16 protein-coding genes are annotated in these 19,159 nt (G+C 38.4%); all 16 read right to left on the bottom strand.

The features are described from left to right. Nucleotides 1-130 precede the first annotated feature (130 nt). A complete protein-coding gene (locus KI375_RS04380; RefSeq protein ID WP_212972316.1) occupies nucleotides 131-1,801 on the bottom strand; it encodes a ribonuclease J in 1,671 nt (556 codons plus the stop codon). A 430-nt stretch (nucleotides 1,802-2,231) separates the two neighbouring features. Then, a complete protein-coding gene (gene dapA, locus KI375_RS04385; protein ID WP_212972317.1) occupies nucleotides 2,232-3,107 on the bottom strand; it encodes a 4-hydroxy-tetrahydrodipicolinate synthase in 876 nt (291 codons plus the stop codon). A gap of 16 nt (nucleotides 3,108-3,123) precedes the next feature. After that, entirely contained in the window at nucleotides 3,124-4,359 is a 1,236-nt protein-coding gene (gene dapG / locus KI375_RS04390; RefSeq protein WP_212972318.1) for an aspartate kinase, read from the bottom strand. 40 nt (nucleotides 4,360-4,399) lie between these two features. Further along, a complete protein-coding gene (asd, locus tag KI375_RS04395) occupies nucleotides 4,400-5,452 on the bottom strand; it encodes an aspartate-semialdehyde dehydrogenase (protein ID WP_212972319.1) in 1,053 nt (350 codons plus the stop codon). 502 nt (nucleotides 5,453-5,954) lie between these two features. After that, nucleotides 5,955-6,542, bottom strand: a complete 588-nt coding sequence (dpaB, locus tag KI375_RS04400; RefSeq protein ID WP_212972320.1) for a dipicolinate synthase subunit B — start codon at nucleotides 6,540-6,542, stop codon at nucleotides 5,955-5,957. Beyond that, nucleotides 6,542-7,441 (bottom strand): dipicolinic acid synthetase subunit A, encoded by a 900-nt coding sequence (gene dpaA, locus KI375_RS04405; protein WP_212972321.1) that lies wholly within the window; start codon nucleotides 7,439-7,441, stop codon nucleotides 6,542-6,544. The genes dpaB and dpaA overlap by 1 nt, the downstream gene beginning before the upstream one ends. A gap of 148 nt (nucleotides 7,442-7,589) precedes the next feature. Beyond that, complete coding sequence (locus KI375_RS04410) at nucleotides 7,590-7,832, bottom strand: YlmC/YmxH family sporulation protein (protein ID WP_207449848.1); 243 nt, start codon at nucleotides 7,830-7,832, stop codon at nucleotides 7,590-7,592. A gap of 429 nt (nucleotides 7,833-8,261) precedes the next feature. After that, nucleotides 8,262-9,503: a M16 family metallopeptidase gene (locus KI375_RS04415; RefSeq protein WP_212972322.1), complete on the bottom strand. Its 1,242-nt coding sequence runs from the start codon at nucleotides 9,501-9,503 to the stop codon at nucleotides 8,262-8,264. 34 nt (nucleotides 9,504-9,537) lie between these two features. Continuing rightward, nucleotides 9,538-10,533 carry a polysaccharide deacetylase family protein gene (locus KI375_RS04420; RefSeq protein WP_212972323.1) on the bottom strand — a complete coding sequence of 332 codons (996 nt, stop codon included), beginning with the start codon at nucleotides 10,531-10,533 and terminating at the stop codon, nucleotides 9,538-9,540. Between the two features lie 460 nt (nucleotides 10,534-10,993). Beyond that, complete coding sequence (pnp, locus tag KI375_RS04425; RefSeq protein WP_212972324.1) at nucleotides 10,994-13,111, bottom strand: polyribonucleotide nucleotidyltransferase; 2,118 nt, start codon at nucleotides 13,109-13,111, stop codon at nucleotides 10,994-10,996. 405 nt (nucleotides 13,112-13,516) lie between these two features. Further along, nucleotides 13,517-13,786, bottom strand: coding sequence for a 30S ribosomal protein S15 (rpsO, locus tag KI375_RS04430; RefSeq protein WP_207449856.1), 270 nt, complete (start codon nucleotides 13,784-13,786; stop codon nucleotides 13,517-13,519). A gap of 125 nt (nucleotides 13,787-13,911) precedes the next feature. Then, nucleotides 13,912-14,859: a bifunctional riboflavin kinase/FAD synthetase gene (gene ribF, locus KI375_RS04435; protein ID WP_212972325.1), complete on the bottom strand. Its 948-nt coding sequence runs from the start codon at nucleotides 14,857-14,859 to the stop codon at nucleotides 13,912-13,914. 20 nt (nucleotides 14,860-14,879) lie between these two features. After that, nucleotides 14,880-15,794, bottom strand: a complete 915-nt coding sequence (truB, locus tag KI375_RS04440; protein ID WP_212972326.1) for a tRNA pseudouridine(55) synthase TruB — start codon at nucleotides 15,792-15,794, stop codon at nucleotides 14,880-14,882. A gap of 312 nt (nucleotides 15,795-16,106) precedes the next feature. Further along, the gene (gene rbfA, locus KI375_RS04445; protein WP_207449862.1) at nucleotides 16,107-16,448 is read right to left on the bottom strand and encodes a 30S ribosome-binding factor RbfA; all 342 of its coding nucleotides are present in this window, start codon (nucleotides 16,446-16,448) and stop codon (nucleotides 16,107-16,109) included. 124 nt (nucleotides 16,449-16,572) lie between these two features. Next, on the bottom strand, nucleotides 16,573-16,851 hold the full coding sequence (locus KI375_RS04450) for a DUF503 domain-containing protein (protein WP_212972327.1): 279 nt from the start codon (nucleotides 16,849-16,851) through the stop codon (nucleotides 16,573-16,575). Next, a complete protein-coding gene (gene infB, locus KI375_RS04455; protein WP_212972328.1) occupies nucleotides 16,848-19,157 on the bottom strand; it encodes a translation initiation factor IF-2 in 2,310 nt (769 codons plus the stop codon). Before infB ends, KI375_RS04450 begins: the two co-directional genes overlap by 4 nt. Between the last annotated feature and the right edge of the window lie 2 nt (nucleotides 19,158-19,159).

The raw sequence follows: 19,159 nt of genomic DNA on the forward strand, positions 1-19,159 counted from the left end.
TAAACGGAGAAGATTTTTTCATTCAGAGAGAAAAGGGAAGAAAAACAATTGTCAAAAAAAAAGCCACCCCTATTTTTCAGGAGTAGCTTTCGTTCTCTTATATTACTAGACGGGCGTTTGCGCTTTTGTTCTATACCTCCATAATAATTGGGAGGATCATTGGTCTACGTTTCGTGTGTTCGTAGAGAAAATGGTTTAAGCGGTCTCTAATGTCTTGTTTGAAGCTCGCCCAATCAAATGTATTTTCTGCAATGGCTTCTTCCGCAATTCCTCGGACGATTTTTGAAGCTTCATCAAGCAATTTTTCAGATTCACGTACGTATACAAAGCCTCTTGAGATAATTTCCGGGCCTGATGCTATTTTCTTATTTTTCTTATTAACGGTAACGACAATGATAAAAATACCATCCTGGGACAATAGTTTTCGATCCCGCAATACAATATTTCCGACATCCCCTACGCCAATTCCATCAATTAAGACATTCCCTGATTGAACGCGTTTACCTGCAGACATTTTCCCGTTTTTATATTCAATTACATCCCCTTTTCCAGGGATGAAAATGTGATCTTTCGGTATAGCGACCTCTTCAGCCAATTTGGCATGGGAATATAGCATTCGATATTCACCCTGAATAGGAATAAAATATTTCGGCTTCATTAAATTCAGCATCAGCTTTAAGTCTTCTTGACTTCCATGCCCGGAAACATAGCTCTTTCGATTCGATGAGCCTACCGTTGCTCCGGCCCGACTTAGCATATCAATTGTTTTAAACATACTAGTCTCAAGTGCCGGTGATGGAGTAGCTGTAATGAGCACTGTGTCGCCCTTTTTTACATTAATTTTCTTATGGTTTTGTCGTGCCATTTTTTGTAATGCTTCAATAGGTTCACCCATGACACCAGTAAAAATAATCGCCACTTCATGATCTTTGAATTTCTCTATATCTTGAATAGGGATAATATTTTCAGGATTTTTCACCGAAATATACCCCATTTTTAATGCAAGTTCAAAACTTTTTTCTATACTTTTTCCAACTACTGCGACTTTACGATTGTTTTCAAATGCCGCGTCAAGGGCTTGCTGAATTCTAATAAAATTTGATGCGAAGCAAGCTACTATCACTCTTCCTTTAGCTCCATGGAAAGCATCGGAAATTTCTCTACCTGTAACCGATTCTGAAATAGCAAATCCAGGTCGCTCAGCTTCTGTACTATCCGATAATAGACATAAGACACCTGATTCTCCAATATTTGCCATTTTCCCCATTTCCGAACGATATAATTCAGTGGCTGCTTGATCAAATTTAAAATCCCCTGTATGAACGATTTTTCCTTCAGAGGTATGAATGCAAACTCCAAGGGAGTCCGGAATACTGTGAGTTGTATGGAAGAAAGTAACGTTCACACCATCAAATCTTAAGCGAGAGCTTGATTTGATCGTATGAAAATAGCCTTCTGTTTTCACATTTTGTTCTTTCATTTTTTCTTTTGCTAACGCAATCGTTAATTTTGCTCCATAAACGGGAACTTTTAATTTCTGAAAAACATATGGTAATGCCCCGATCGCATCTTCATGACCATGTGTTAAAAATATCGCCTTAATCCGTTCCTTCTGTTCAACAAGCCATGTAATATCAGGTATGACAATATCGATCCCTAACATTTCATTTTCAGGGAACATAAGACCGGCATCAATAATAAAGATGTCTGCATCTATTTCGATGGCATACATATTTTTGCCGACCTCTCCTACTCCCCCCAATGGTATGACTTTGATGACTTCATTTTTTGTTTTTACCAAAATCTTTTCCTCCTACCATTTATTTCCGATCTTCATCAGTAGCTTCATTATACTTGAATGTCCATAGCCTGTACAACCTTATTGATTTTTTGAAATAGGATATCGCAAACACTTGTCCATTTTTTAAGATGCGAAGGCGAATGAATAAAGTCGGATTTATATTGGTAATGTTTTTTATTCTAGCTTCGACTATAGTACGGTATTTAATCCTTTTCATCATAGCAAAGGACTGTCTCCAAGAGTTTAGCCCTTTGCTGAAGAACACTTTATAGATTAGAGACAATTCTCTATCCTACATATAAGAAGGGCTAAATTCTATTATGGAAACAGTCCTCGATTTTACTATGTTGAAATTTATAACATTCTAGCTTGTAAATAAATAGTAGATAATGTCATTGTTTGCCGATAGGACGTCTTATACTATTATTGATTATTTAATCGTTAGTAATAATTCATTTAATGAAACGCGCTCATCACCTGTTAAGGGAACAAGTGGAAGGCGAACTGACCCGACATCAAATCCTAGTAATTGTAGAGCGGTTTTAACCGGAACAGGACTTGGGGCTGCAAATAATCCTCGCATGATTGGTAAGAGGTCTCTATGAAGCTGAGCTGCCTCGGCAACTTCTCCTCGTTCATACGATTGAATCATCTGTTGCATCTCTGAACCAATGACATGACTGGCAACCGAGACAACTCCACAGCCGCCAATGGACATAACTGGTAAGGTTAAACTATCATCTCCGCTATATAAAAGAAAATCTTCTTTTGTTTTAGCAATAATCTGAGCCATCGCCTCAAGATTACCACTCGCTTCTTTCGCAGCAATAACATTATCAATTTTTGCTAATTCAATAATTGTATCAGGCTCAATATTCACAACAGATCGCCCTGGAATATTGTAGATCATGATCGGCAAATGAGTAGAACGGGCAATGGTTGAAAAATGCTCATATAGCCCTCTTTGATTGGTTTTATTATAATATGGAGCCACTAGCATAATCGCGTCAACGCCGATTTCTTCTGCCTTTTTTGTTAACTCTATAGAAGCATACGTATTATTACTACCTGTTCCAGCAATGACAGGAACTCTCCCATCAACCGTTTTTACTATATATTCGAATAAGGCCAATTTTTCCTCTGTTGTTAGTGTCGGCGATTCGCCAGTAGTACCAGCAACTAAAAGAGAATCACTACCATGGTTAAGCAAATGTTCAATTAACATCGACGTTTTTGGAAAGTCGATGTTCCCTTTGCTGTCAAAGGGGGTGACCATCGCTGTTGACACTCGGCCGAAATGAACCATAAAAACACCTCTATCCTTATTGTTCGTATTTCACTTCTTCATTTTGTAGTTCAAATGCATCGTGTAAAGCATTTACTGCATTAACTAAATCATTCCCATTTACGAGCACCCAAATTGTGGTATGACTATCTGCTGATTGCAGGATTCCGATTTCCTCTTCCGATAATGCAGCAACGATCTTCGCTGTTACACCAGGAACACCTGTAATTCCCGCCCCAACAACCGAGACCTTCGCACAATTGTCTTCAACAGTAGGGATATATCCGATTTTTTCTAATGCAGCCACAGCCTTTTGTAATACAGTAGAAGGAACGGTATATATGACATTATTAGGAGAAATATTAATAAAATCTATACTGATCCCTTCATTCGCCATTGCTTTAAACACATCAGATTGAAGATTATATTCACCGTCATTTGCTCTCACCTTTATCTGAGAAACATTTGGGACATAGGCAATTCCCGTTACAAGTCGTTCTTTCACATCGTATTGTTGAGCCTGAGCACTTAAAGATGTTACAAGTGTTCCGGGTGTATCTGTGTAGGTTGACTTGATTCTAATCGGAATTTTCGCGTGCATAGCAATTTCTACAGCCCTAGGATGAATTACCTTTGCTCCCTCATAGGCCATATTGGATACTTCATTATACGTAACTGATGAGAGGGAACGTGCTTTTTTAACTAATCTAGGATCAGCTGTCATCATTCCATCGACATCTGTATAAATGTCAATCCATTCAGCGTTTAAGGCCGCGCCTAAAGCTGCCGCAGATGTATCGCTGCCTCCCCTTCCAATCGTTGTCACGTCTCCTTCTTTCGTTGCTCCTTGGAAACCAGCAACAACAACTACATCCATTGTCTCTAAATGGTTTAAAAGCCTTTTACAATCCATTTTATTAATTTTTGCGTTTGTATGATCATTTGTTGTGATGAAACCTGCTTGAGCCCCAGTCAAAGCTGTGGCTTTCAAACCTTTCTCTAGTAATTCATTCGTAAACACAACACTTGAGATTGTTTCACCGCATGAAAGCAATAGATCTTGCTCCCTTTGGTTCAAAAAGGTTGTAGAACCACCTACGAGTGATAATAATGTATCGGTCGCATATGGCGCTCCGCTTCTCCCCATGGCGGAAACAACGACGACTACCTTATACCCTTGTTTAATGGCATTCTGAACATGTTTATGAGCATATTGTCTTGTCTCATTATTTTGAACAGATGTTCCGCCAAATTTTTGGATGATTATTTTCATGATGACACCTCTATATGAAGTCCTCTATATTGAACAATTCCTACTTCGTTACTAGCCCTAATTTAATTAGACTTTCTGCAATTTGGATTGTATTTAAAGCTGCACCCTTTAACAAATTATCTGAGACAATCCACATATGAAAACCAGATTTTTCATCAAGGTCTCGTCTGATTCTTCCTACGAAGACATCATCTTTCCCAACAGCCGCTGCAGGCATTGGGTAAATTTGCTCTTCTGGTTGATCTTGGAGTGTGATGCCAGGTGCTTTTGAAAGAACTTCCCATAAATCCTCTACCCTAAGATCTTCCCTATCTAATTCAACATATACAGATTCAGAATGACTTGTTTCAATTGGCAGGCGCACACAAGTGGCTGCTACTTTCAGCTCTGGCATTTCCATAATTTTCTTCGTTTCATTGATCATTTTCATTTCTTCAAATGTGAAACCATTATCTGTAAATACATCGATTTGCGGGATAGCATTAAAAGCAATTTGGTAATGCTTTTCTCCACTAGCCACTGGTAAAACAGAAGGCTGATATTCTTGATTTTTTAGAATCGCATCCGTCTCTTCGTTTAATTCTTGAATCGCTTCAGCTCCTGCACCTGAAACAGCTTGATAAGTTGAAACAATTACTTTCTTTAGTCCAAATGCTTTTTGAATTGGCTCTAGAGTCGCTACCATCTGAATCGTAGAACAATTTGGGTTCGCAATAATTCCTTTATGATCTCGAAGTTTATCTTCGTTCACCTCTGGAACCACAAGCGGAACCTCAGGATCCATACGAAAGGCGCTTGTATTATCCACTACAATTGCTCCACGTTGTACAGCTTCCGAAGCAAATTTCTGGGATATACTGCCACCAGCACTAAATAAAGCAATATCAACACCTTCAAAAGACTCTGGAACGGCCTCTTGAACAGTAATTGTCTCTTCTTTAAATTTCAATTTTGTACCAGCTGAACGAGCTGAAGACAATAAGGTTAATTGAGATATAGGAAAATTTCTTTTTTCTAATGTTTGAATAATCTGCTTGCCAACTGCCCCGGTAGCCCCCATTACAGCAATATGAAAGCCTTGTTTCTTTACCATCTGAATTCCCCTTCCACTCCAACAAACTATAAGACGATGTTCAAAAAGATCAAAGGCTAAATTCGCAACATCCTGTGGGTAATACGGAAGTCAGTACATCCTGTACAAGTCCGCTGCTCGAAAACGGCGTCGCCCCGAACTTTCGACGTACAGGATGTACTAGTGTCGGTGTTGCTGACAGGACGTCAGCGCCTTTAGCCGACTTGGTCCTTTTTATCCTTCTTTTTGAACTCACACTATAAATATCGTTGTTTTATATTCATTAATATTAATATATTATCATATTTAATGCAGTGAACGATAATTTTTTGATAAAAAGCTGTCGAATATCGAAGTACAAGTAAAACATACGTGGGAATAAAGGCTCCGCTATCATAAACTAGGCTTATTTTATTTTTGCTTTTACGATCAACTTTTCACTAAAATTAATTCTTTGAATAATACAAGATTATTTTCTAACAATTTGCCAACCACCATTATATGGAGGTTGACAAATTTCACATTATCGATATTCTTGAACAACTGGTTGTAGTTGGTTTCCCTCTAATGCAGCCATAATTGTTTCAGGAAGCAACTCCATTTTTGATACCATGGAAGTGGGTTTGTTGATGGGATCATCTTGCCCAAAAGGGACAAAATAGATATTTTTAGCTGAGATTAGTCGCATTAAGTTGACTCCATTTAGCCCTAATGCATCATTCGTCGATATCCCTAATACAACTGGATGGCGATTTCTTAAAGTTGCTTTTGCTGCCATTAATACTGGGGAATCAGTCAAGGCATTTGCAAATTTACTCATTGAATTTCCTGTCAATGGAGAAATAACCATGCAATCCAGTGGTTCTTTTGGTCCTAACGGCTCCGCTGCTACCATTGAGTCAATGACTTTCCTACCTGTAATTTCTTCTACTTTTGCTACCCAATCGGCTCCATTCCCGAATTTTGTATTCGTATTTTGGACAGTAAAAGTAACGACTGGTACAACTTCAGCACCGAAATCCACCAACTTTTCTATTTGGGGAACAACTTGATCATACGTACAATGAGATCCTGTGATCCCGAAGCCAATTCGTTTATTTTGCAAATCCATTATTCATTCTCCTCTCTAATCTGAAAATCCTCTGATAATAATTGGGCAAGAATATTGGCTAAAATTTGTCCAGCCGTTTTAGGTGCAACAATGCCTGGCAAGCTTGGAGCTAACAGAGCTTTTACACCACGTTTTTCCGCATAACGAAAATCCGTTCCACCAGGTTTTGAAGCTAGATCAATGATTAATGTGTTAGTTGGCATACCTGCAATGATTCCAGCTGTTAAAACTGGATGAGGAATGGTATTAATACAAATATCTAAATCCTTTACCTCAGCTTTCAAAGTATCTAAATGAAAGGGCTTCATCCCCATTTCAGTGATTCTAGCTAAATGAGCAAGATCTCTAGCCCCAACTTTTACTTTTGCTCCTAATAGCGAAAACGTCCGAGCTACACTCATTCCAACTCTTCCAAACCCTAATACTGAAACGGAAGATTGATGTATTGTTATATCAGTATTTTGAATCGCCATCATAATCGTCCCCTCAACTGTCGGAATCGAATTATAAATAGCCACATCATCACGTTTAAATAATTGAATAAGTTCTCGATTCGCATTATTCGTGATTTTATCGAGATATGCATTGCTAATACCGGAGTAAATTTTACAATGGGATGGTGTTGCTCGAAGTATTTTTTCTGTTAAAGTAATTTTTTCATTGGAGAATATTGTATCTACTTCACCTGCTAAATTTGTACCTGGCACTGGCAAAATGAGGGCATCAATTTTAGAAAAATCAACATCATTGATTTTTTCTTTTACTGCTCCAGAAAAGGCCTGCGCCAATTGTTCAAATCCAATTAAATATAATTTAGCATCTAGTTCTGTTAATTTTTTAACAATTTCTAGCTGCCTCGCATCACCACCTAAAACAGCGATTTGCATTTCTGTCAACATCAATGGTGTTCACCTTCTTTACACATCATAAATAACACTGCAAGATTATTGTATGTATGCGCCCTTTTGCTGTGCTTGATTACCAATAAATAAAAAAGAAGAGGAGGGACCCTCTTCTTTTGATCATGCATTCCATTTTTCAACATTGTTATGACTTACTTTCTGGTACTTCCAAAATAATCATATCTGTACCAATAGTTCGGATATAGTGCCAAGGCACTTTTATTTCATTACCTGTTTTTTTCCCCATCCATTTACTTGTCGGAATAATTAAGCCATTAATTTCACCTGTCCTTGGATCAATTTCTAGGTCTGTTTGTCCGAGAACTCCTAATCTTTTCGCTTTTCGATAATCAACAATTTCTTTCCCACCAAGTTCACTAAGTCGCATCCAGTTTCTCCCCTTTTTTGCATTCCTTATATCATATATAGTGCGTATCCATTCATTTTAGAAGCAAAATTCCCTTATTGACTGATAAGGGAATTTTGCTTCTTGCATAAAGTTCGACGCTATTCTTGACCTATATCCTGTAGGCCTGAGATAAAGAGAGAAAGATGGCTGATGAGGTGCGACAAGCAAATAAGCCTGAAACGAAGAAGGGTGAATTCCCCCTCAACGGTTCAGGCTTATTTTGCGGGGCATCGGTTAAAGGTTCGACGTCCTGTCGAAACACCGATAGACTCGCCCGCTGCGTGTCTATAGCTAGACAATACAGTGAAGCATGAGCTGATGATTAACTTACGCAAGCACAAAAACCCTAAATGGTAGTGTATCCCTCACTTACGCTTCTCCACACTCTCTTAGGGGTATTACTACCCGTTAATGCGAGCTAACTTTTGAACTTGGTTGATGAGGGCTGATAAGAGCAGAAGTGAAATGATCCGTAAAAATTTCACTTGTTAGCTGATAAACAGAGTCCACTGTCACACGATCTATATCCCTGATAATATCATCTAATGAGCGGTGCTTTTTTAATAACAATTCGTTTTTCCCAATTCTGCCCATTCGACTATTGGTACTTTCTAAGCTAAGCATTAAGTTTCCTTTTAACTGCTCTTTACTATTTTGCAATTCTTTTTGTGAAATACCATTATTTTTAAAGTGTGCCAGAGTAGAGAATATTGTATCTTGAAGTTCATCTAATTGGTTCGCAGCGGTCCCTCCATAGATCACCAACATCCCTGTATCTTTATAGGAAGAGTGATAGGAGAAGACTGAATAGGCTAACCCTCTTTCTTCACGAACTTCCTGAAACAGACGTGAGGACATTCCACCACCAAAAATAATATTCATGACAATTAGATCATAAATTCTTTCTGAACCAATCGGCAACCCTTCATATCCTAGACAAAGGTGTGCTTGTTCAGTCTCTTTCTGTTTTATCACCTGTTCTGCATAAAACGCTGGTTTGTCATTTAAAAACTTATTTTTTCCTCTTTCAAATGCCCCGAAAAGTTTTTCAATCTGATAAATAAAATTCTCATCCGTATTCCCCGCTACCGAAATAACAATGTTTTCTGGTCTATACATATCGTAAATATATTGACGTAGCATATCACCTGTAAATGTATTTAATGTTTCCTCCGATCCTAAAATCGGAAAACCTAGTGGATGTTGGTGATAAGCGGCTTTACTTAACATATCATGGACAATATCATCTGGAGTATCTTCATACATTTTAATTTCTTCTAACACAACATTTTTTTCTTTCTTTAATTCTCCTTCATCAAAAGTCGAATGAAAAAACATATCAGCAAGCACATCCAACGCATATGTTGCGTGGTTATCTAATACTTTCGCATAAATACAAGTATATTCTTTTGCTGTAAAGGCATTTACCTGACCTCCAATGGAGTCAAAGGCTTCCGCTATTTCCCTTGCAGTTCTTGTTTTTGTTCCTTTAAAAAACATATGTTCTAAAAAGTGAGAAATTCCATTATTTTTTTCATTTTCATCACGGGAACCCACACCAATCCAAATACCAATTGTAACAGAACGCACTGTAGGAATTGATTCAAGTACAACTCTTACTCCATTTTGGCATGTATGTTTCTTCATCATTTACAATTCCTCCTATTCTAGGTGCAAAAACGACTTATTGGTCTTGAGTTTCCTCCTGCTTTAAATCTTGCTTATCCAGTTTAATGATTCTCTCTTCATCCATTAATTTTGTAACGGTGCCAATTTTTAAATCTTGAGCATGTATTTCCGAAATTAATGTATCTAACGATTTGGCAGTAGCGTCAGTTGGATGCATAAGAATCATGGCGCCAGGATGAACATTTGACATGACTCTTTGAACTAAGACCTGAGGAGAGGGTTTTCTCCAATCAATCGTGTCAACCGTCCACATTATCGTTTTTAACCCTTGTGCATCGGCGATTTTTACTGTTTCATCACGATAGGCTCCACTTGGTGGTCCAAACCATGTTGGGGTAATCTTAGTAGTTGCTTCAATAATCTCATTTGTCTGTGATAGCTCTTGTTTCATTTGTGTTGCACTAATATGTGCCATATTCGGATGGCTATAAGAATGATTTCCTATTTCATGACCACTGTCCGCAATCATCTTTGCTAATTCGGGGTTTTCTTTTACCCAACGGCCCTCTAAAAAAAATGTAGCATAAGTCTTATGTTCTTTTAAAGTTTCAAGAATGGAAGGGATATACTCATTTCCCCAAGCAACATTGATCAAAAAACTTACCATAGGCTTATCTGGATGCCCTCGATAGATAGGAGCAGGCGATAAATCCGTTAAATGAACTTTCGGCTTAACTTGAATAAAGACTAATTTACGTTCATCAAACACTTTATTCTTTTTCATTTTTTGATAAGAAGCTTTTTCATCAACCCGAATGCCATTATACCCAGGCATGGCTTTCCATACTCGATCGATTTTCGCATCTTGGGAATCCGCCTGATAATTTTGCGCTGCTTCTATAATTTGGTTATATAGTTCATCTTGCCCTTTGCTTGCGGGTACATACCCATTTTTCAATTGTCCTAAATACTGTTTTGTATATGGATTAAAAATGGCAGATATTGATAGAATAGCAATCAGTGTAAAGGCTATCAAGTTTTTTGCACTCAATCAGTTCTACCTCCTTCATCATAAAATATGAAAAAGGCGGACAAGTTAGAACTAAACAAAAAAAGCGCAAGGGGCCCGCCTATCGGCGACAAGCAAATGTTCTGAGACAAAGAAAGGCGTTCTTTGCCTTTCATTGGCTCAGGTTATTTGACCTCGAGCCGATGGCGCCTGGAGCTAGACACCAACCGCAAGGTAAACAGTTATCCACAAGCTGCAATTTTATAAATTCCTAAACCATAAGAAAAGCGCAAGGCGCCGGCAAATGTTCTGAGACAAAGAAAGGCTTTCATTAGCTTAAGTTATTTCGTGGAACATCGGCTAAGGACACTACTTCCTATGAGCCTCTCGGGGATAGGCGCGCTAGGAAAAACGCCAGGCTTTTGACCAGTTGCTAGGTATAAGACAGCTATAAACACAGTTGTAAAAATACTCATAAAAAAAACGGGGAATCTCCCCGTTTTTATTCATCCGTTTTCTGATTTTCTTTTTGGTCTTTTAAAACCACTTTCCTGGATGCATTTGCTCGTCCGTGATTATCAATTTCAATCACTTTTACAAGGATTTCATCTCCAATGGAAACAACATCCTCCACTTTATTAACTCTTTGCTCATCTAATTGTGAAATATGGACAAGTGCATCTTTCCCAGGGAACAGTTCAACAAACGCACCAAATTTTTCAATTCGTTTTACTTTTCCCAAATACATTTGTCCTGCTTCAACTTCTCGGACAAGATCTTCAATGATTTTCTTTGCTTTTGCGTTCATTGCTTGATCAGCAGAAGAGATAAATACTCTACCATCTTGCTCTATATCAATTTTCACACCGGTTTCTTCAATAATTTTGTTAATTTGCTTACCGCTAGGTCCAATAACATCCCTAATTTTATCAGGATTAATATCCATTGTTAAAATCTTAGGCGCATATGTTGATAATTGTTCATTCGGTGTAGAAATCGTAGATAGCATCGAATTAAGAATATGCATACGGCCTTCTTTTGCTTGTTGTAATGCTTCTTCAAGAATTTCCCTAGAAAGTCCATCTATCTTAATATCCATTTGAAGAGCTGTAACACCCTTGTCTGTACCAGCCACTTTAAAGTCCATATCTCCAAGATGGTCTTCCATTCCCTGGATATCTGTTAAGATCGTGTAATGATCTCCAGACTTCACAAGCCCCATAGCAATCCCTGCAACTGGCGCTTTAATCGGAACACCAGCAGCCATCATTGCTAATGTACTTGCACAAATACTAGCCTGCGAAGTAGACCCATTTGATTCAAGCACCTCTGAAACAAGTCGAATAGTGTATGGAAAATCTGTTTCGTTTGGAATAACAGGTTCTAAAGCTCGTTCACCTAAGGCCCCATGACCAATTTCTCGTCGACCAGGTGCCCGAATAGGTCCAGTTTCCCCTACACTGAAATGCGGAAAATTATAATGATGCATAAACCGTTTTGATTCTTCAATTCCTAATCCGTCTAAAATTTGGGCTTCTCCCAGTGAACCCAAGGTACAAATACTTAAAGCCTGGGTTTGTCCACGAGTAAACAAACCGGAACCATGAGTTCGCGGCAGGATATCAATTTCTGACGCCAAAGGTCGAATTTCATGTGGTTTCCGACCATCGGGCCGAATTTTCTCAACGGTAATTAAACGGCGAACTTCTTCTTTCACAAGATCATCTAAAACGCGTTTCACCTGTTTAATTGTTTCTTCATTGGCTTCTTTTTCTTCATAATGAGATATAACTTGGTCTTTTACCTTCTGAATGGCCATTTCACGTGCATGTTTCTCCTCAACCTGAATCGCTTCAATAAGGGATTTTTCACACATTCCGCGAACCTCGGTATTCAATTCAGAATCTACTTCATACAAAGCAATTTCTCTTTTTTCTTTCCCGATTTTCCTTACAATTTCTTCCTGAAATTGAATTAATTTTTTAATTTCTTCATGCCCAAACATGATCGCTTCAAGCATCGTTTCCTCAGGGACTTCTAAAGCACCCGCTTCCACCATATTGATAGCATCTTTCGTACCAGCCACACTTAAATTAATATCGCTTTTTCCCATTTGTTCCACAGTAGGATTCACAATAAACTGTCCGTCAACTCTACCAACCACTACTCCAGCAATTGGTCCTTCGAACGGAATATCGGAAATACTAAGAGCAAGTGATGATCCGAACATCGCTGCCATTTCTGATGAACAATCTTGATCGACACTCATAACTAAATTAATAACTTGTACTTCATTGCGAAAACCGTTCGCAAAAAGTGGACGAATCGGTCGGTCAATCAATCGACTTGCAAGTATGGCCTTTTCACTAGGTCTACCTTCACGCTTAGGAAAGCCCCCAGGAATTTTCCCCACTGCATACAGTCTTTCTTCATAATTTACAGTTAAAGGGAAAAAATCAACGGCTTTTGCTTCCTTTGATGCAGTCGACGTACTTAAAACAGCTGTATCACCGTAGCGAATGAATGCAGAGCCGCTTGCCTGTTTAGCTAATTGTCCTATTTCGACAGTTAGAGTTCGGCCAGCCCAGTCCATACTAAAAATTTCTTTCTTCTGTTCCATGCAATAATTTCCTCTCTTTCAGTTTGCAATTTAGTCGCCTGTTATTATTTTGGACAACTGTAGTAAATAAGTGAATGTAACTTGTTGGAATCTGGATAGCTAGCTGAACCACTGAACATTAGACATAAATATGAAAAGGTTGAAAGAGGCTGTGGCATAACTAAAATGCTAAGCCCCAAAGATGATCAATACATTACAGAAGCAGGGTATATGCACCATAGTAGTTCGGCTTTTTCTTTTTGACCCCACTTAAAAACGTCTTAACTTCATATTCATGTCCAATGTTCAGTTCTGCCATGCTCTGCATGACAGTCCTTCTATAAATTGCCTCAGACAGCATATCACAGAATTTTCCATCATTACCTAACAAAAAAGCGGGAAATCTCCCGCTTTCTTCTCTCTTTATTATCTACGCAATCCAAGTCTGTTAATTAGTTCACGATAGCGCTGCACATCTTTATTACGAAGATAAGTTAAAAGATTGCGGCGACGGCCAACCATTTTCATCAATCCGCGTCTTGAATGATGATCTTTTTTGTGCACGCGAAGATGATCGTTCAATTTGTTAATGTCTTCTGTTAAAACAGCAATTTGAACTTCTGGAGAACCAGTATCAGTATCATGAATTTTAAAATCATTAATGATTTCATTTTTACGTTCTTGAGAAATCGCCAATGGATTCACCTCCTAATTTTTGCAAATCCCCTATTACCGAGCAATCGTTGGTGAGTCGAGTTGCCAAGCAAAGGTTCTTGATACTGTACTAGAATACAACTTTATCAGCAAAAAATCAAGTTTCTTTATTTAGAGGAAGAAAAATATTCTCTTGTTACATCTGTATCTTTTTTTATCTGTGCAATCAGCTGCTCAGTTCCAGCAAATTTTTGTTCATCTCTAATTTTTTTATGCCATTCTATTGTAACGGTCTCACCGTAAATTTCCTGGTTAAAATCGAGTATATAAACTTCTAGTGATAATTGTTTTCCTTCTGGATTATGAAATGTCGGGTTATATCCTACACTGCACACTCCCTGTTCCCAATTACCATCCACGAATACCTTGACAATATATATGCCTATTTGAGGTAGGAAGTATTCGCGATCCGTACTTATATTCGCAGTTGGAAAACCAATCGTCCTTCCTCGTTTTTTCCCATGAATAACAGTACCTTTAATTGTAAAATAACGACCAAGTAATTGATTAGCTTGAACGATTTCTCCATTCTGAATCGACTGTCGAATAGAGGTAGAACTAATTTTTTGATTATTTACTTCTAGCTTAGGTACAATGGTAACATCAAAACTGCCTTCTGAATGTACAGGCAAAGTCTCCATATTTCCTTTCCCAAATTTTCCATATGTAAAATCAAAGCCAGCAACAGCATGTTTTACATTTAATTGGACCAAATAATTTTCAACAAATTCCTCTGGTAATAACTGAGAAAATTCTTTTGTAAAATGGACGATAAATAAATAGTCGACATTTAAATCTTCCATTAATTTAATCTTATCTTCCACAGGTGTGATGTATTGGACCGCCTCTTGGCCTTTCCCAAGCACAACAGATGGATGCGGATCAAATGTCATGACTGCAGACTGTTGATTATGAAGAGAAGCGATCTCATTTGCTTGATGGATTACTTTTTGATGACCTAAATGAACGCCATCAAAAAAGCCTAAGGCCATAACCAATGGAGGAAAGTCGCTATTAGTATAAGAATGTGGATGATCAAGCTGTATTACTTTCAAGATTTTTCCTTCTTTCTATTTCAAAGTTTAACGTTACGGATGACTTTAACCGGCTTAATTAGATTAGGCTTATTGGGATGGAGATCATAAATGGCATAGGCTAAATGCTGATAGCTCATTATTGCTGGGCTTTGAGGCCAATTTTCTGGTATGGGAAGCACAGCCCCATTAAGCACACGCTCAAGCAATAATTCATCCATCTCAATCATCGGTATATGAGAGAGGGCTTTTTCTAAAGGAAAAAGAAAAGCGGCGATAGAACGATTCTCTTTCACCAATTTCTCAAGCTCCTCTAAAGGTATACATTCATTACGTGTAAAGGAAGCGGAAGCTGTTCTTGTTAAATCTGACATATATGCAGGGTATCCTAATTTCTCTCCTATCATAACAGCAAGTGTTCGAATATACGTTCCTTTGCTACAATGAACACGGAAGGAAAAGCTCACTTCGCCTTCTTTCCATTTTATTTCATCATCCAACAGACACAAATCGTAAATATGTATCTTCCTTTTTGGCCTTTCAACAGGAATACCAGCCCTAGCATATTCATATAATTTCTTTCCATTTACTTTAACTGCTGAATACATGGGAGGTGTTTGTTCAATGGTACCTGTTAACTCTTGAAGTACATGGTTAATTTGCTGAATTGTAATTGAACTCTCTACTTTTTTCTCTTCTACGGTTTCTCCCTCAGCATCTTCCGTTGTAGTAGATCTTCCAATAGTCACTTCCCCTTCGTAGACTTTACCAGCATTCGTTATGTATTCAGCTATTTTAGTGCCTTTACCTAAACAAATAGGCAGAACACCCTCTACCTCCGGATCTAATGTCCCTGTATGACCAACTTTCTTCATTTTTAATAATTTCCTTATTTTAAAAACACAATCATGAGATGTCAACCCTTTTGGTTTCCATAATGGGATGATTCCGTCCAATCTCTTCACTCCCTTTTAGAGATTGTTCAAAAAGTCCGGTAAAAATGACACTGTGAGAAAATGATCTTCAACTAAATACCGACATGTCCTATGGACAATGCAAAAGTCAGTACATCCTTGTAAAGAGTCCGCTTCGAACTTTCGCTGACAGGGCGTGAGTGCCTTTAACCACTTGGTCTTTTTTATCTTCCTTTTTGAACACACAATTTCACATAAAAATAGACTGTCTCAAAATGAAAGTAGACTGTTCTATTGCCATAGCAATTTCTAGAAGAGTCTTACATTTCATGAGACAGCCATCAGCAAAAGCTGCTATTCATCTTTCAATTCTTTAAGAATGGATTCAATTTTGTTTCCATAGCCAATGGATTCATCAAATTCAAATGTAATTTCGGGAGTTTTACGCAAGCGTATTCGCTTCCCTATTTCAGACCTTATAAATCCTTTTGCTTTTGAAAGGCCTTTAAGGGTAGCCTCCATTTGATCTTCATCTCCTAAAACAGAAATAAAGATGGTAGCTTGCTGTAAATCACCCGTTACCTGTACATCTGTTACAGTAACGAATCCCACCCGAGGGTCTTTAAGTTTTCTACCAATGATCTCGCCGAGTTCTTTTTTCATTTGTTCTCCAACTCGATTGGCACGAACATTCATTTTTAACACCTCGCCTTATACTAACATACTCATAAAAGCTAAAAACAACCGTGTCGGCTGCTTTTTGCCAAGAAGTGAAAAGCGAGCCTTATCAGTTTGTTTGGCCTTTTCCGGTTTCACCCAGTTATAGCCACTCATATTCCGTTTTTACTCTTTCCCACTCAGGAAAGGTATCTAGAAATTTTATTGCCCGCTCTAATTCACGCTCAGCAGCTTGATGTGAATTAGAGACAGTCACTAGGGAGATGTTTGACAGCTGCCAGACATCTTGATGGCCAGTTTCTGCTGCAGAAAGATTGAATTTTTGTCGTACCCTCGTTAAAGTTCGTTGCAAAACAGCTCTCTTATCTTTTAGGGAGTGTGCATCATGAATTCTAAATTCCAGTTCGACAAAACCAATCAAGCTCGTTCAATTTCCTTCATGACAAAGGCTTCAATGACATCCTCTTCTTTAACATCATTGAAATTCTTAATGGTAATTCCACATTCATACCCTTGGCTTACTTCCTTTACATCGTCTTTGAAGCGTTTCAAATCATCGATTTCCCCTTCATAGATGACGATGCCATTTCTAATGATACGCACACTACTATCTCGTGTGATTTTTCCATCTGTTACATAAGAACCAGCAATTGTCCCAATTTTAGATACTTTGAAAGTTTGGCGGATCTCTGCTTGGCCAATGACTTCTTCTTTAAATTCAGGATCCAGCATTCCTTTCATCGCTGATTCAATTTCTTCAATCGCTTTATAAATCACTCTGTGCAAACGTACGTCTACTTTCTCAGAATCAGCAGCACGTTTGGCATTCACATCAGGGCGTACATTAAAGCCAATTACAATAGCATTGGAAGCTGCTGCTAAGGTAATGTCGGATTCGTTTATTGCACCCACAGCTGTGTGGATGATTTTAACATTAACTCCTGCAACTTCTATTTGTCTAAGAGCAGCGGCAAGAGCTTCTACAGAACCTTGAACATCGGCCTTCACAATGACATTCAAATCCTTCATTTCCCCTTGCTTCATCTGATCAAATAATGTGTCCAAGCTTACGCGCGAACTTTCGCCTCTTGAAGCAAGTAAAGCTTGCTGAGCTCTTGTTTCTCCAATTTGACGCGCCGTCTTTTCATCTTCAAACACTACAAAGCGGTCCCCGGCTTGTGGGACATCATTTAAACCTGTGATTTCAACCGGTGTCGAAGGAGAGGCTTTCTTCACTCTTCTACCAATATCATTCACCATAGCGCGAACACGGCCAAATGTATCGCCTGCCACAATAGGATCCCCTACATTTAACGTTCCATTCTGCACTAAAAGTGTGGCAACAGACCCTCGGCCTTTATCAAGTTGCGCTTCAATCACGGTACCTATTGCTTTACGGCTCGGATTGGCTTTTAATTCTTCTACTTCACTGACTAACAGAATCATTTCTAATAGATTATCTATTCCTTCTCCCTTTAAAGCAGAAATGGGAACAAAGATTGTGTCTCCTCCCCAATCTTCCGGTACAAGAGCATGTTCTGTTAATTCTTGCATCACCCGATCTGGATTTGCTGATGGCTTATCCATCTTGTTCACTGCAACAATGATTGGTACCTCTGCCGCTTTTGCATGGTTAATCGCTTCAATCGTTTGTGGCATAACTCCATCATCTGCTGCAACAACAAGAATCGTAATATCCGTTATTTTTGCACCTCTTGCTCTCATTGTTGTAAAAGCAGCGTGTCCAGGCGTATCGAGGAATGTAATCTTTTTGCCATTTTCTTCAATTTGATAAGCACCAATATGCTGAGTAATTCCCCCAGCTTCCCCAGCCGTAACCTTCGTATGACGTAAGGAGTCTAAAAGCGTTGTTTTTCCGTGGTCAACATGCCCCATGATGGTGACAACAGCAGGTCGTTCTTGCAATTTCTCAGTTTCATCATCAGTAAAATAGACTTCAAGATCTGTTGTATCCACAAGTATTTCTTCTTCTACATTTACCCCATACTCACTGCAAATTAATTCGATGGCATCCCGATCCAATTCTTGATTGATCGTTGCCATAACTCCAAGTAAGAAGAGTTTCTTAATAATTTCAGATGGCTCTCTATGCAGCTTTTTAGCTAATTCTCCAACAGATAAGGACTCCGTGAAAACAATCTTTTCAGGCAGCTCCTTTTGTTTCTTTGGTGCTGGTTGTGGAACTGGTGTGTTCGCTTTATTTCTATGGTTGTTTCTGTTCTGATTGCCTTTTCTATTTTTGTTAAAACCTTTATTTCCACTTTTTGAAGCTGTTTGCGGTCCTTTATTATTCATATGTGGTTTATTTTGCTCCATTTTCTGTTTTTTACCTGCCTGTTGTTGACCAGAAGATTGGTTAACAGGCTGGTTTGATTTGTTTTGCTGATTATTGTTCTTTGTTTGTGGATTTTTTTCATCGCGCTTTTGAAATGGCGGCTTTTGTTGGCCACTTTGCTGGCGATTTTTCTGGTTTGATTGCGCTGGCCTGTTCTGTTCATTCTTTTTTGGAAAGTTCTTTTTTGCATTCGCTTTATCTGGCGTTTTTTCGTTCTTTTGATAAGCAGCATCGAGACGACTGACCGTTTCCGGCTCAATCATCGACATATGGTTTCCTACTTCGACATTCATTTCTTTCAATTTATTAATAATTTCTTTACTTGTCTTATTTTGCTTTTTTGCATATTCATAAACTCGTACCTTACTCATCG

The organism is Bacillus sp. J14TS2 (assembly GCF_018333015.1).
Lineage (GTDB): Bacteria > Bacillota > Bacilli > Bacillales > Bacillaceae_C > Lederbergia.